Origin of the sequence: Enterobacter cloacae complex sp. 2022EL-00788 (genome assembly GCF_026627565.1) — a bacterium.
GTDB classification, from domain to species: Bacteria; Pseudomonadota; Gammaproteobacteria; order Enterobacterales; family Enterobacteriaceae; genus Enterobacter; species Enterobacter pasteurii.
In genome coordinates, this window is sequence record NZ_JAPNMC010000012.1 from 24,703 (window position 1) to 39,342 (window position 14,640).

Sequence of the window (14,640 nt, forward strand, 5' to 3'; positions counted from 1 at the left end):
AACCCCCTCCCGACGGGGAGGGGGAAAAGATTACAGACTGCCGGCCGGGCGCGAACGCGCCGCAGACGTTAACGTTCGTCCCGTTTTGCGTCCATCCAGCGTTTCCAGACGCATCTGGAACGGCGGGAACGGCATATCAATACCGTGCTCGCGGAAGCCTGCCAGGATCAGCTGGTGGATCTCATGGCGCAGCGGCATACGGTGCCCCATCTCCGCGGCGTAGATACGCAGCTCGAAAATCTGGATCCCCTGCTGCAAATCCACCAGGAAGACTTCCGGTGGCGGGTTGTCGATCACCAGAGAACAGCGTTCCGCAGCGGTATAGAGGATCTGGGTTACCTCTTCGCTGTTGGCATCCGACGGTGCCGGTACGGTCAGCACCACGCGCGTGACCGAGTCAGACAGCGACCAGTTGATAAACTGCTCGGTAATGAACGCCTTGTTCGGCACGATGATCTCTTTCCGGTCCCAGTCGCTGATGGTGGTGGCGCGGGTGTTGATCTTGGTAACGCTGCCGGTTAAATCGCGAATAGTCACCGTATCGCCAATGCGAATCGGCTTTTCAAACAGAATGATCAGGCCGGAGACGAAGTTGGCAAAGATCTCCTGCAAACCGAAGCCGAGGCCCACGGTCAGGGCGGCGACCAGCCATTGCAGCTTTGACCATTCGATCCCAATCATCGAGAAGCCAACCAGCCCACCAAACAGCATGATTAAGTATTTGGTGATGGTGGTGATCGCATAGCCCGTGCCGGGGGTTAAATCCAGATGCTGCAACAGCGCCAGCTCCAGCAGGGCCGGGAAGTTACGTATCAGCTGCGTGGTGATGATCAGCACCAGAATCGCAATCAACACGGCGCCTAAGGTGATTGGCTCAAGGCTTTCCACTCCCTGCACCGTAGAGGTTACATCCCATAAAGAGATGTTCTCCAGGAAGCCAAACGCGGAGTGGATTTCCGACCACAGGAAGATAACCGACAGCAGGGCGACCAGCATGAGAATGGAGCGCACCAGCCGCAGGGACTGGGTGCTGATGGCATCCAGATCCAGCTCGACTTCATCTGCATCCGTCGCCCCCTCGGTACTGTTAACGTGGTTCGGCTCTTCTTCGCCGCGCGCGCGCTGGGCCAGGATTTCCGCACGACGGTGTTTGGCACGGTCAAAGGCCAGCCGACGCCGCTGGATCAGCATGCCGCGGCGGATAACGTGGTACACCACCAGCAGCAGGAACCAGATCGCAACCGACGTTTCCAGACGGGCGAGCAGCGCCTGCGCCGTGGCAAGGTAACCGACGGCCGCCGCCAGCATCGCCGCCAGCGGCGCGCCGAGCAGCAGGTTCCACAGCAGACGGTTAAACATGTTATCGCCAGTGCCGGACTTATCGAGATAGAGCGGGATCCCGGCGCGCTTCAGGCTGAGCGTCACCACCGCTAGCGCCCCGCAGATCAGCATGAAGCACAGGCGCCCCAGCGATCCGGAGAACTCCCGGTCATTAAGGTTATCGAACATGATCAGCGCCATAATCAGCGGCACAATCAGCCCGATACTCATCAGGTAGTAGCGCATCGCTCGCGCAACGCGGTTTCGCGGCCAGCCAAAGTGGGCGATAAACAGACCGTTTGGCCGCGCGAACGTGGCGCAAATCATCACGACCCACAGCAGCGGCACGGTGGCGGTCACGCCATCACCAATCGCGACGGCGAGCGGGTAAGGCCAGGCTTCGCGCAGGCCGTATCCAAGCGTCATCCATAGCACCGGCAGCGGAGACGCAACCAGAATCGACCAGAACACCGTACGCAGCGTCAGCCAGAAGTGGTCCTGGGTCACTTTCCCCACCCGGGCGCTGGAGCGCTCAAGGAAACGGGTAAAATGGCGACGGGAATATATGCTGAAGCCCACCAGAATCAATGCCCCCAGCAGCGGGAAGATGGTCTCCTTGCTGGTAATCATCATCACGCTGGCGAGGCCCAGCTGGCTAAAGGTGTCGAGCGAAATGAGGCGGCGCAGATCCTGCACGATCTCAATCGGCCAGGCGAAGGTCATCGGCCGCACGTCAGACGTCCAGAAGAGATAACGGTGCGTCGCCTCGTTCACCTCTTTCAGCGCGTCCTCCAGCTGGCTATTGGAAACTTTCAGCTTGGTCAGCTCCAGGATCAGCGTATCGCCACCCTGTAGCAGAGAGTTCAGCAGCTCACGCTGGGTGCGCAGCTGCGCTTCCAGAATACGGCTCTGCTCGCCGGTGAGCGGCTTTCCGTCGGCCTGACGGATCTGGCGGATTTGCGGCTGCTTGTTGAGAAGATCTTCATAGTGCAGGCGCTGAACGCGCAGCTGCGCCATTTCGGTATCAAGCTGCTGCGGTTTCGGCATCTCCGGCAGGCGAGCAACCTGGGCGCGTAACGCCTCGCCCAGCAGGTTCGACGCGCCAAGCCACTGGGACTGCTCGCGCAGCGTGTTAAGCGCCTGACGAACCTGGAGCGTCTGATTGGTGGCCTGACGCTGCTGCGACGCGACCAAATCCATACGCTGCGCCTGCTGATTCAGCGCGGCGGAAAGCTCGCGGTTAACCTTAAACTGATCGACGATGCCGGCGGGCAGGTTTGCGCTGTTTTCGGCCAGCAGCTCGGTGCTCTCCAGCGCACGTTCAGCTTCACGCTGACGCTGGCTGTTGAGGTGATTTCTCAGGGCCTGGAGATACGCGTCAAGCTGCTCGCTCTGCTTTTGCGCCAGCTCGGAGCGCATACGCGACAGCTCCTGGCGGTTGTTAGCGGAAAGCTGCGCCAGCTCAAGCTCATCGACCAGCGCTTTGAGTCTGGCGGATTCCGCCTGAAGCCCAAGATTTTGCGCCTGGTTTTGCGGCGTGCTGCCTGTCTGCGCCCCGAGACGGCGTTCCACCTCGTTCAGCTGACGGCGGGCATCGGTCTGCTGCTGCGGAAGCTGGCTGAGCGAGTCGGCAATTTCACGCGCCCGCTCCTGCTCCTGCTGCGCCTGGCGGCTTTTTTCCAGAAGCTGGCTGCTGACCTGGAGGATCTCCTGGTTCAGCGCCTCGGAGGTCATGCCTGCCGGGACTTCGCGTGGCTCATCGCGCAGGTTAGTTAACTGCGAACGCAGGGTCTGTGAGAGTTTAGGGAAATTGTCGATAACCTGCTGATACTGCTGCGCGCGCTCGAGGGAGCCTTTCCGCTCCTCAAGCGCGTTCAGTGCAGACTGGAGCGACTCAACGGCCTCCGGCTGAGCGGGTTTCGCCGCCTTTGCCTGCTCCAGCTCCTGGGCTATCTGTTTGGCGTCGGGGGCCGTCGCTGCGTACGCCCCCATGCTGAGGCACCAGGCCATCAGTAATACGATAATCGGGCGCACGTCAGCGATCCTTCTGTTGTTAGCCTTCGTCTTTTTTGTCGTCAACCAGCGGGCTGGCGTCGTGTTCGGCTTTGATCTCTTCTTCAGACAGCGGCGCAGGCTCTGCATCCGGCGTCACGAAGGTTTCGGTAGAGATTGCCAGAGGCTGGCCGAGTTTGGTCACTGACAGGCTCTTAAGCTCATCAACCAGGTTAACTTTGCCCGGTGCGAACAGGTTAATCACCGTTGAGCCCAGCTTGAAGCGGCCCATCTCCTGGCCTTTCAGCAGGGCAACGGAGCCTTCTTCTTCACCGGCAGGCCACGTCCAGCGCTTGATCACGCCTTCGCGCGGCGGGGTGATGGTGCCAGCCCAGACGGTTTCGATGCTGCCTACAATGGTCGCACCCACCAGAATCTGCGCCATTGGGCCAAATTCAGTATCGAACAGGCAGATGACGCGCTCGTTACGGGCAAACAGGTTAGGGACGTTTTGCGCCGTCAGGTGGTTTACGGAGAACAGATCGCCCGGCACGTAGATCATTTCGCGCAGGATACCGTTACACGGCATATGAACGCGGTGGTAGTCGCGCGGGGAGAGATAGGTGGTGGCGAACGTACCGTTGCGGAACAGGTCCGCCATCAGGTAGTTCCCGGCCAGCAGCGCTTCGAGGCTGTAGTTATGGCCTTTCGCCTGCAAAATTTTGTCGTCTTCAATTTTACCAAGCTGGCTGATCACCCCATCCGCAGGCATGACCAACACGTTAGGGTCGGTATTCAGCGGGCGCACTTCGTCGCGCAGTGGGCGCACGAAAAATTCGTTAAACGTGCGGTAGCTGGCCGTATCCGGCTTCTGCGCTTCCTTCATGTCGACCTTGTAGTATTTCACAAACAGATCGATGACCAGTTTGGTCAGCCAGCCCGCTCGTTTGCTCGCGCCCCAGCCCGCCAGGCGAGTGAGCCACAGTTTCGGCAGAATGTATTGAAGCGAAAGTTTAAATGAGTTTAACAAGGTAGCCTCCAGGCCATTGTTTTGTCGTTCCTGATCCGGCAGCACGCCGCCGGAACCTGAAAAAAGGGGACGATTTTAGCGACGCTTAGCTTAGTTGTCAGTTATCAGAATCAGAAAAGTTTTTACGCGTTTTTACCTGGTCCATGCTTTCGAGAATACGGTGGTAATTTTCGAAACGGGTTTCCGCAATTTCACCGTTCTCTACCGCTTCGCGGATTGCGCAGCCCGGATCGTTGTCATGTTTACAGTCGCGATATTTGCAAGCGCCTAAATAGTCATGGAATTCGACAAATCCGTTGAAGATTTGTTCCGGCTCAAGATGCCAGAGACCAAATTCACGCACGCCCGGAGAGTCAATCACGTCGCCGCCGTGCGGGAAGTGGTAGAGGCGTGAGGCGGTGGTCGTGTGCTGGCCGAGGCCGGAGACGTCCGACACATCGTTAGTGAGGATCTCCTGCTGAAGGCCAAGCAGGTTGTTAAGCAGGCTCGATTTACCTACGCCGGATTGCCCTGCAAAGATGCTGATGCGGTCCGTCAGCGCATCTTCCAGCGGCTTCAGGCCATCTTTGGTGCGGCTGGAAACCATCAGTACGCGATAACCGATATGGCGGTAGATATCCATCTGCTCATTCACAAAGGCCATGGCCTCGTCATCCAGCAGATCGATTTTATTCAGGACGATAAGCGGCTCAACCTGCAAGGTTTCGCAGGCCACCAGGTAACGGTCGATAATATTGAGCGAAAGCTCGGGCAAAATCGCCGAAACGATCACAATCTGGTTGATATTGGCGGCAATAGGCTTCACGCCGTCATAGAAATCGGGGCGGGTAAGGACCGACGTGCGTTCATGTACGGCCTCAACAATGCCTTTAACCGTTACCCCTTCCGCTGCCGCTTTGCCTGGACGCCAGACCACGCGGTCACCGGTAACCAGTGAACGGATGGTGCGACGGATATTGCAGCGGTGGATGTTCCCGTCGGCGGATTCGACATCGGCGTGCATACCGAAGCGGCTAATCACAACGCCTTCTGTCGCTTCACCAAACAGGTTGTCGTCGTAATCGGGCTTCTCCGTAGTGGTTTTAAGACGGCGCTGGTGATTAGCGTTCACGCGGCGCTGCTGCCCTTTGGAGAGTTTATTTTTACTCAATCGCGCTGGCTCCTGGTCGCCCGTAGCGGGCAAAACCTCTATGATACACTCTAATTAATACTAGTTAACCTGCTACTGCCGGTTATGCGAGAAGGGTGGAAAATAACATGAGCGCGGACGAAAATAACCTGATTTGGATCGATCTGGAGATGACCGGGCTGGATCCCGAGCGCGATCGCATTATTGAGATCGCCACGCTGGTCACCGATGCTAACCTCAATATCCTGGCGGAAGGCCCAACGATTGCGGTGCACCAGTCTGATGACCAGCTTGCGCTGATGGATGAGTGGAACGTGCGTACCCATACCGGCAGCGGGCTGGTGGAGCGGGTGAAGGCCAGCACCATGGGCGACCGCGAAGCGGAGCTGGCGACGCTTGAATTTCTTAAGCAGTGGGTGCCCGCAGGAAAATCGCCTATCTGTGGCAACAGCATTGGCCAGGATCGTCGTTTCCTGTTTAAGTACATGCCGGAGCTGGAGTCCTACTTCCACTACCGCTATCTGGACGTGAGCACCCTGAAAGAGCTGGCCCGCCGCTGGAAACCGGAAATTCTCGACGGCTTCAAAAAGCAGGGGACGCACCAGGCAATGGACGACATCCGCGAGTCTGTGGCGGAGCTGGCGTACTATCGCGAAAACTTTATTAAGCTGTGATTTTGCGATCCGGCGCCTTGCGCGGCCGGGTTTTTGTCGTTAAATTGTTCAGCTTGCCGATTAAATAAGCACTTGAACTTAATTTCGAAAAAATCGCTTTGAGGGGGGTTGCAGCTAAACGGATTTCTCGTATAATGCGCCTCCCGTAACGACAGAGAATTACACGTTACGACAGCAACAAAAGCAGTACAGATTTGCGGGAATAGCTCAGTTGGTAGAGCACGACCTTGCCAAGGTCGGGGTCGCGAGTTCGAGTCTCGTTTCCCGCTCCAAAATTTGAAAAGTATCGCAAGATACGCCAGCACCAGAACACCCAAGCGGGAATAGCTCAGTTGGTAGAGCACGACCTTGCCAAGGTCGGGGTCGCGAGTTCGAGTCTCGTTTCCCGCTCCAAAATTTGAAAGTATCGCAAGATACGCACAGCTTCAGAACACCCAAGCGGGAATAGCTCAGTTGGTAGAGCACGACCTTGCCAAGGTCGGGGTCGCGAGTTCGAGTCTCGTTTCCCGCTCCAAATTTTTACTTCTTATCAAAATCATCCACAGCGAGTTTCATCGTTGGGGACATCTTTCGTTGTATCTGAAATACTCTTGTAAACAGAGTTATCCACAGAAAAGTCGCTTAACCAGAACCGTTCAAAAAGTTAGCAGGGTGAATGAAATTCTCCTAATTGCATGAATTATATTGATAAAATTTCATGTCAAAATGTTATTGAGATCACTTGACCTGTTTGCTAAGCCTGATGGCGCCTGCGTTCTTATTTTTATTCACAGGCTGTGAATATATCACGCATCCCGCGGAAGCCCTTTTTCAATGACCCTGACCAGACGCTGTTTTTTCGGTAACTGCACCTCGACCACGCAGGCATTTCGCTTCTCGATTTGCTGCGCAATCGCCCATTCTATGTGTTCATCGAGAAGTGGGTGCTCACCTCTTCGGCTTTCGAGCGCCTGAATATTTGCTTCATCCCACGGGGCATTACCCAGCGCGACGGCCACATTTCGCAGCCAGCGCAGATGGCCGATACGACGAATGGCGGAACCTTCCGTCACTTTCAGGAACCAGGCTTCGGTCCAGGCGAATAGCTCGATTAAGGGCGGAGCATGTAACGCCTTGCGCGGGCTAAAATCTTCTTCGTCCGTCAGCTGTGAATAGCGGTTCCACGGACAGATCAGCTGGCAGTCATCGCAGCCGTAGATGCGGTTGCCGATAAGCGGGCGGAATTCCTCCGGAATAGCCCCTTCCAGTTCGATAGTGAGATAAGAGATACAGCGACGCGCATCAACGGTATACGGCTCAACGATAGCGCCCGTTGGGCAGATGGTCATACAGGCCACGCAGCGTCCACAGCCTTCTTCCACCGGGCCGTCTACCGGCAGCGGTAAATCAATCAGCAGCTCGCCCAGGAAAAAGAACGAGCCCGCGTCGCGGCTTAAGATAAGTGAGTGCTTACCTGTCCAGCCAAGCCCGGCTTTTTCAGCGATTGGACGTTCCAGAATAGGCGCAGAATCAACAAAGGGTCTAAAATTCAGCGAAACACAGTGCTGCTGAATGGTTTCCCCGAGCTTTTTTAGGCGGTTGCGCAGAAGCTTATGGTAATCACGCCCCAGAGCGTAACGGCTGACGTAGCCCAGAGAGGGATTTTTTAGCGTACGCGCAAAGGCCGCACTGGCGGGAAGATAGTTCATGCGTACGCTAATGACGCGTAACGTACCCGGCAAAAGCTCGTGAGGGCGGGCACGCATCATGCCGTGACGCGCCATCCACTCCATTTCGCCGTGATATTGTTTATCCAGCCATGCCTGTAGCTTAGGCTCGCTGGCAGAGAGATCGGTGTCGGTGATACCGACCTTCTGGAAGCCCAGTTCAGCACCCCACTGTTTTATTTTTTGCGCTAATTCATTGAGATCGAGGGGCTGTGACATGACGGACCATACTGTGAAGAAAAACCCCGCAAGTATACCACATTCCATCTGGCATGCGGATGACCTCCGACGCGCCGAAAAAGAGGCCGCAGACAGCCTGGGCATCACCCTTTATGAACTGATGCAGCGCGCGGGCGAGGCGGCGTTCAACGTTGCGCGCATGGCCTACCCGGATGCTTCGCATTACCTGATATTGTGCGGGCACGGCAATAACGGTGGCGACGGCTATGTCGTGGCTCGTCTGGCGGTGGCGGCGGGGCTGCGCGTCACCCTGCTGGCGCTGGAGAGTGATAAACCGCTGCCGGAAGAAGCCGGTACGGCGAGAGAAGCCTGGCTGAACGCCGGGGGCGTTATTCACGCGCCTGATATCGCCTGGCCCGATGACGTGGACGTGATTGTTGATGGGCTGCTGGGAACGGGACTGATGCGCGCCCCCCGCGATAACGTCGCCGCCCTGATTGCGCGCGCCAACGCGCATCCCGCTCCGGCGATTGCGCTGGATATTCCCTCCGGCCTGATGGCGCAAACCGGCGCGACGCCGGGAGCGGCGATCGAGGCCGCGCATACCGTGACCTTTATCGCCCTGAAGCCGGGCCTGCTTACCGGCAAGGCGCGGGACGTGGTGGGTATCCTGCACCACAACGCGCTGGGGCTGGAAAACTGGCTGGCGGGGCAGGAAACCCAGCTTTCCCGCTTTGATGCCTCTCAGCTTGCACGGTGGCTGCCGCCGCGCCGGCCCACGTCCCATAAGGGCGACCATGGCCGGCTGGTGATTATTGGTGGCGATAGCGGTACCGCAGGCGCGATTCGTATGGCCGGAGAAGCGGCCCTGCGCAGCGGTGCCGGTTTAGTGCGCGTGCTCACCCGCAGCGAAAACATTGCGCCGATCGTTACCGCGCGTCCGGAACTGATGGTCCACGAGCTTACCCCGCAGTCGCTGGAGGAGAGCCTCGAATGGGCGGATGTGGTGGTAATTGGCCCCGGGCTCGGGCAACAAAGCTGGGGTAAACAGGCCCTGCAAAAAGCCGAGAATTTTCGTAAACCGATGCTGTGGGACGCCGACGCGCTTAACCTTCTGGCAATAAATCCGGATAAGCGTCACAATCGCATTCTGACGCCACACCCCGGCGAAGCCGCGCGGCTGCTTAACTGTAGCGTGGCAGAAATTGAAAGCGATCGCTTACTTTCTGCCCAACGTCTGGTAAAACGTTACGGAGGTGTTGCCGTTTTGAAAGGGGCGGGAACCGTCATCGCCAGCGATGACGCCGTGGGCATTATTGATGCCGGTAATGCAGGCATGGCGAGCGGCGGCATGGGCGATGTGCTCTCCGGCATCATTGGCGCATTGCTCGGACAGAAACTTCCCCTTTATGATGCAGCCTGTGCTGGCTGCGTGGCCCACGGTGCGGCGGCTGACGGGCTGGCTGCCCGTTATGGCACGCGCGGTATGCTGGCCACCGATCTTTTTTGCACGCTGCGGCGTGTTGTTAACCCGGATGTGATTGACGTAGAAAATGACTAATCGAGCGATTCCTTTACCTGATGAACAAGCCACTTTAGATCTCGGCAAGCGCGTGGCGCAGGCCTGTCAGGGGGCGACCGTCATTTATCTGTATGGCGATTTAGGCGCGGGTAAAACAACCTTCAGCCGCGGTTTTTTGCAGGCGTTAGGCCATAACGGGAACGTAAAAAGCCCGACCTACACGCTGGTAGAACCGTACACGCTTGAAAATATCATGGTGTACCACTTTGATTTATATCGTCTTGCGGACCCGGAGGAGCTGGAATTTATGGGGATCCGCGATTACTTTGCCAACGACGCCATCTGCCTGGTGGAGTGGCCGCAACAAGGTGCGGGTGTGCTGCCTGACCCGGATGTCGAAATTCACTTAGATTACCAGGCACAAGGGCGTGAGGCGCGCATCAGTGCGGTTTCCTCATCAGGCTGTTCCTTACTGGCGCGTTTAGCCGGTTGAGCGTAGGGATAACGGGATGATTAATCGCGTTAAAAGTTGGGTGTTGGCTGCCACGGTACTGCTGTGCGCGCAGGCCGGGGCGGCAAGCCTCTCGGATATTCAGGTGTCGAATGGCGATAGCCAGGCCCGCATTACGTTCAGCTTTATGGGCGATCCTGAATATGCTTTTTCACAAATCGACAGCCGCAGCGTGGCGCTCGATATTAAACAGTCCGGAGTGATCCAGGGGCTGCCGCTTCAGTTCAGCGGTAATAATCTGGTGAAAAGCATCCGTTCGGGTACTCCGAAGGATGCTCAGTCTCTGCGCTTGGTGGTTGACCTCACCGAAAAAGGCAAAACGAAGGCGGTTAAGCAGCAAAACGGCGCGAATTATACGGTGGTCTTCACCATCAATGCCGACGTGCCGCCACCACCGCCGCCACCGCCTGCACCCGTTGTGGCGAAGCGCGTAGAGGCACCGGTGTATACCTCACGACCGTCTGAGCCTGCCCGTAATCCGTTTAAATCACAAAATGACCGTCTTACCGCCGTGACCAGCAGCAACACGGTGACGCGTCCGGCGGCCAGCGCGCGACGTACGCCAGCTAGCGGCGATAAGGTGATTATCGCCATTGACGCCGGACACGGCGGGCAAGATCCCGGCGCGATTGGCCCGGGCGGCACGCGTGAGAAAAATGTCACCATTGCCATTGCCCGCAAGCTGCGCGCGCTTCTGAATGACGATCCGATGTTTAAGGGCGTGTTAACCCGCGACGGGGATTACTTTATCTCCGTGATGGGACGCTCGGACGTGGCGCGCAAACAGAACGCCAACTTCCTGGTCTCGATTCATGCGGACGCTGCGCCGAACCGTAGCGCGACCGGTGCGTCCGTGTGGGTACTGTCCAACCGTCGCGCCAACAGCGAAATGGCCAACTGGCTTGAAGAGCATGAGAAGCAGTCGGAACTGTTAGGCGGGGCAGGCGATGTGCTGGCAAACAGCCAGGCCGATCCGTATCTCAGCCAGGCAGTGCTGGATTTACAGTTCGGTCATTCTCAGCGCGTCGGGTATGATGTCGCCACTAACGTACTCAATCATCTGCAAAGCGTTGGATCGCTGCACAAGCGTCGCCCGGAGCATGCGAGCCTCGGCGTGCTGCGCTCGCCGGATATTCCGTCGATTCTGGTAGAGACCGGCTTTATCAGCAATCACGGTGAAGAGCGTCTACTGGGAAGCGACAGCTATCAGCAGCAAATTGCCGAAGCGATTTATAACGGCCTGCGTAAATACTTTGAGGCGCATCCGCTTCAGTCTGCACCACAGGGCGGTGCAGCCCAGACGGCCAGTGCAGCGCTGCCGGGTGAGATGACCGCGACTAATTAAGGAGAATTCATGCCGATTCAGGTTCTACCGCCGCAGCTCGCGAACCAAATCGCCGCCGGTGAGGTGGTGGAACGCCCTGCGTCGGTAGTGAAAGAGCTGGTGGAAAACAGCCTCGATGCGGGGGCAACCCGCATTGATATCGATATTGAACGCGGGGGCGCAAAGCTCATCCGCATTCGCGACAACGGCTGCGGCATTAAAAAAGACGAGCTGGCGCTGGCGCTGGCGCGTCATGCCACCAGTAAAATTGCCTCGCTGGACGATCTGGAAGCGATTATCAGCCTGGGGTTTCGCGGCGAAGCGCTGGCCAGTATCAGCTCCGTTTCCCGCCTGACCCTTACTTCCCGTACGGCGGAGCAGCAGGAAGCCTGGCAGGCCTACGCCGAAGGGCGCGATATGGACGTCACGGTCAAGCCAGCGGCGCATCCGGTAGGCACCACGCTGGAAGTGCTGGATCTCTTCTACAACACGCCCGCTCGCCGCAAGTTTATGCGAACCGAAAAGACTGAATTCGGACATATCGACGAGATCATCCGCCGCATCGCGCTGGCGCGTTTTGACGTCACCATTAACCTCAGCCATAACGGCAAGGTGATGCGCCAGTATCGCGCGGTGGCGGAAGGCGGGCAAAAGGAGCGTCGGCTGGGGGCCATCTGCGGCACGCCGTTCCTGGAAAAAGCGCTGGCTATTGAATGGCAGCATGGCGATCTGGCCCTGCGCGGCTGGGTTGCCGATCCGAACGCGAGCAGCGCCGCCTTTGCTGAGATCCAGTATTGCTACGTTAACGGCCGCATGATGCGTGACCGCCTGATTAACCACGCTATTCGCCAGGCCTGCGAGGATAAGCTCGGCGCCGATCAGCAGCCCGCCTTTGTACTCTATCTGGAAATTGACCCGCATCAGGTTGACGTTAACGTGCATCCAGCCAAGCATGAGGTGCGTTTCCACCAGTCGCGTCTGGTGCATGATTTTATCTATCAGGGCGTGGCCGCTGTATTGCAGCAGCAGGCCACGCCAGAGCTGCCGCTGGCAAAGGAACAACCCGAGCCGCGTCCGCTTCCGGAAAACCGCGTGGCGGCCGGACGGAATCACTTTGCCGAACCGGCGGCGGTGCGCGAGCCGTCTGCGCCGCGCTTAGCCTCGGCGGGCAACGCTCCGCGACCGAACGGGGCGAACTATCCCAACGCCCAGCCGGGCTATCAAAAGCAGCAGGGAGCGCTGTACCGCAAACTGCTGGATACGCCGTCAGTAGAGCATAAAGAGCACATCACGGTTTCAACACCCTCTCTGGACGGGCATAGCCAGAGCTTTGGCCGGGTGCTGACCATCGTCGCGCCTGACGTGGCCCTGCTTGAACGCGAGGGTAAGCTGATGTTGCTGGCCCTTACCGTAGCGGAGCGCTGGCTCAAGCAGGCGCAGCTAACGCCCGGCGTGAATGCTGCCTGCGCGCAGCCGCTGCTGATCCCCGTTCGCCTGAAAATATCCCCGGAAGAAACAAGGGTTTTGCAGCAGGTACAGGCGCAGCTGGCCGAAATGGGCATCGAAATCGTACTGGACGCGCAGCATGTGACAATTCGCGCAGTGCCTTTACCCTTACGCCAACAAAATTTACAAAACTTGATTCCTGAACTGATAGGCTACCTGGCGCAGCAAACGACGTTTGATGCCGCCGATACCGCGCAGTGGATCGCCCGCCGTCTGGCCAGCGAACATTCGCCGTGGAGTATGGCGCAGGCGATTACCGTGCTGGCGGAGGTGGAACGTCTCTGCCCGCAGCTGGTGAAAGCGCCGCCAGGGGGGTTGTTACAACCTGTTGATTTACAAAAGGCGATGACCGCCCTGAAACATGAATGACGTAAGTAAGGCGAGCCTGCCAAAGGCAATTTTTTTAATGGGCCCAACGGCCTCCGGCAAAACGGCGTTAGCCATTGAGCTACGTAAAGTTTTGCCAGTAGAGTTGATTAGCGTCGATTCTGCCCTCATTTACCGAGGGATGGACATCGGCACGGCGAAGCCCGGCGCAGAGGAACTGCGTGCGGCACCGCACCGTTTGCTGGATATTCTCGACCCGGCGCAGGCTTATTCCGCGGCAGATTTTCGCCGCGATGCGTTAGCCGAGATGGCCGAGATTACCGCCGCGGGACGTATACCGCTGTTGGTTGGCGGAACCATGCTCTACTTTAAGGCGCTGCTGGAGGGGTTATCGCCTCTGCCATCGGCAGATCCTGAAGTGAGGGCAAAGATTGAGCAGCAGGCGGCAGAGCAGGGTTGGGACGTTTTGCACAAGCAACTGGAAGAGATTGACCCGGTTGCCGCAGCGCGGATCCATCCAAACGATCCGCAAAGGCTTTCCCGGGCACTGGAAGTTTTTTTCATTTCGGGTAAAACTTTAACGGAACTGACGCAAACGTCAGGAGACGCTCTGCCGTATCAGGTGCATCAGTTCGCCATCGCCCCGGCGAGCCGTGAACTGCTCCATCAACGAATTGAGCAGCGTTTTCATCAGATGTTGGCTTCAGATTTTGAAGCAGAAGTGCGGGCGCTTTTTGCCCGTGGAGATTTGCATACGGACATGCCTTCCGTTCGTTGTGTGGGATACCGCCAGATGTGGTCGTATCTTGAAGGCGAGATTTCATACGATGAAATGGTTTATAGAGGTGTTTGCGCCACGAGACAGTTAGCGAAGCGCCAGATCACCTGGTTGCGCGGTTGGGAGGGAGTTCACTGGTTAGACAGCGAAAAACCGCAACAGGCGTTAAACGAAGTGATTGAGGTTATTGGTGATATCGCTCACTGAATGTGTACAATTGAGGCGTATCGTGCGCAATTTTTCAGAATCGCAAGGTTCTAAGTACAAAACAAGCATATAAGGAAAAGATAGAATGGCTAAGGGGCAATCTTTACAAGATCCGTTCCTGAACGCATTGCGTCGGGAACGTGTTCCAGTTTCTATTTATTTGGTGAATGGTATTAAGCTGCAAGGTCAGATTGAGTCTTTCGATCAGTTCGTGATCCTGTTGAAAAACACGGTCAGTCAGATGGTCTATAAGCACGCTATTTCTACTGTTGTTCCGTCCCGTCCGGTATCTCATCACAGCAATAACGCTGGCGGCGGCACTGGTAGTAACTACCATCATGGCAGCAACGCGCAGGGTTCTTCTTCTCCTGCGCAGGACAGCGACGAGACCGAATAAGGTTTCGTACTGTTATCCACACGGGGAGCCAGGGATC

At 57.3% G+C, this 14,640-nt stretch carries 11 protein-coding genes and 3 tRNA genes; 10 read left to right on the plus strand and 4 right to left on the minus strand.

The window, feature by feature from the left end; all coding sequences use genetic code 11:
* Positions 1–30 precede the first annotated feature (30 nt).
* From mscM to rsgA, 3 genes are all read right to left on the minus strand, one after another.
* Positions 31–3,354: a miniconductance mechanosensitive channel MscM gene (mscM, locus tag OWK27_RS18025; RefSeq protein WP_176608905.1), complete on the minus strand. Its 3,324-nt coding sequence runs from the start codon at positions 3,352–3,354 to the stop codon at positions 31–33.
* Positions 3,355–3,373: 19 nt separating this feature from the next.
* The gene (asd, locus tag OWK27_RS18030) at positions 3,374–4,342 is read right to left on the minus strand and encodes an archaetidylserine decarboxylase (RefSeq protein ID WP_148421846.1); all 969 of its coding nucleotides are present in this window, start codon (positions 4,340–4,342) and stop codon (positions 3,374–3,376) included.
* 97 nt (positions 4,343–4,439) lie between these two features.
* Positions 4,440–5,492, minus strand: coding sequence for a small ribosomal subunit biogenesis GTPase RsgA (rsgA, locus tag OWK27_RS18035; RefSeq protein WP_176608903.1), 1,053 nt, complete (start codon positions 5,490–5,492; stop codon positions 4,440–4,442).
* Between the two features lie 107 nt (positions 5,493–5,599).
* On the opposite strand from rsgA, the gene orn reads away from it, so the two are divergent.
* The 4 genes from orn to OWK27_RS18055 all read left to right on the plus strand — a co-directional run bounded on the left by orn (position 5,600) and on the right by OWK27_RS18055 (position 6,659).
* Positions 5,600–6,145 carry an oligoribonuclease gene (orn, locus tag OWK27_RS18040; RefSeq protein WP_013095280.1) on the plus strand — a complete coding sequence of 182 codons (546 nt, stop codon included), beginning with the start codon at positions 5,600–5,602 and terminating at the stop codon, positions 6,143–6,145.
* 196 nt (positions 6,146–6,341) lie between these two features.
* A tRNA-Gly gene (locus OWK27_RS18045) sits at positions 6,342–6,417 on the plus strand.
* Between the two features lie 45 nt (positions 6,418–6,462).
* Positions 6,463–6,538 (plus strand) — tRNA-Gly (locus OWK27_RS18050).
* 45 nt (positions 6,539–6,583) lie between these two features.
* Positions 6,584–6,659: transfer RNA gene (locus tag OWK27_RS18055), tRNA-Gly, on the plus strand.
* 271 nt (positions 6,660–6,930) lie between these two features.
* On the opposite strand, the gene queG is transcribed toward OWK27_RS18055, so the two are convergent.
* Positions 6,931–8,070: a tRNA epoxyqueuosine(34) reductase QueG gene (gene queG, locus OWK27_RS18060; RefSeq protein WP_148421849.1), complete on the minus strand. Its 1,140-nt coding sequence runs from the start codon at positions 8,068–8,070 to the stop codon at positions 6,931–6,933.
* On the opposite strand from queG, the gene nnr reads away from it, so the two are divergent.
* From nnr to hfq, 6 genes are all read left to right on the plus strand, one after another.
* The gene (nnr, locus tag OWK27_RS18065; RefSeq protein ID WP_267590916.1) at positions 8,069–9,592 is read left to right on the plus strand and encodes a bifunctional ADP-dependent NAD(P)H-hydrate dehydratase/NAD(P)H-hydrate epimerase; all 1,524 of its coding nucleotides are present in this window, start codon (positions 8,069–8,071) and stop codon (positions 9,590–9,592) included. The two genes, queG and nnr, sit on opposite strands and share 2 nt — an antisense overlap.
* The gene (gene tsaE / locus OWK27_RS18070) at positions 9,585–10,046 is read left to right on the plus strand and encodes a tRNA (adenosine(37)-N6)-threonylcarbamoyltransferase complex ATPase subunit type 1 TsaE (RefSeq protein WP_003855970.1); all 462 of its coding nucleotides are present in this window, start codon (positions 9,585–9,587) and stop codon (positions 10,044–10,046) included. Before nnr ends, tsaE begins: the two co-directional genes overlap by 8 nt.
* 16 nt (positions 10,047–10,062) lie before the next feature.
* Positions 10,063–11,409, plus strand: a complete 1,347-nt coding sequence (gene amiB, locus OWK27_RS18075) for an N-acetylmuramoyl-L-alanine amidase AmiB (RefSeq protein WP_267590917.1) — start codon at positions 10,063–10,065, stop codon at positions 11,407–11,409.
* Between the two features lie 9 nt (positions 11,410–11,418).
* Positions 11,419–13,263 carry a DNA mismatch repair endonuclease MutL gene (gene mutL, locus OWK27_RS18080; protein WP_148421855.1) on the plus strand — a complete coding sequence of 615 codons (1,845 nt, stop codon included), beginning with the start codon at positions 11,419–11,421 and terminating at the stop codon, positions 13,261–13,263.
* Positions 13,256–14,206, plus strand: coding sequence for a tRNA (adenosine(37)-N6)-dimethylallyltransferase MiaA (gene miaA / locus OWK27_RS18085; protein WP_148421857.1), 951 nt, complete (start codon positions 13,256–13,258; stop codon positions 14,204–14,206). Before mutL ends, miaA begins: the two co-directional genes overlap by 8 nt.
* 85 nt (positions 14,207–14,291) lie before the next feature.
* Positions 14,292–14,603: an RNA chaperone Hfq gene (gene hfq / locus OWK27_RS18090; protein ID WP_148421858.1), complete on the plus strand. Its 312-nt coding sequence runs from the start codon at positions 14,292–14,294 to the stop codon at positions 14,601–14,603.
* Positions 14,604–14,640 lie beyond the last annotated feature (37 nt).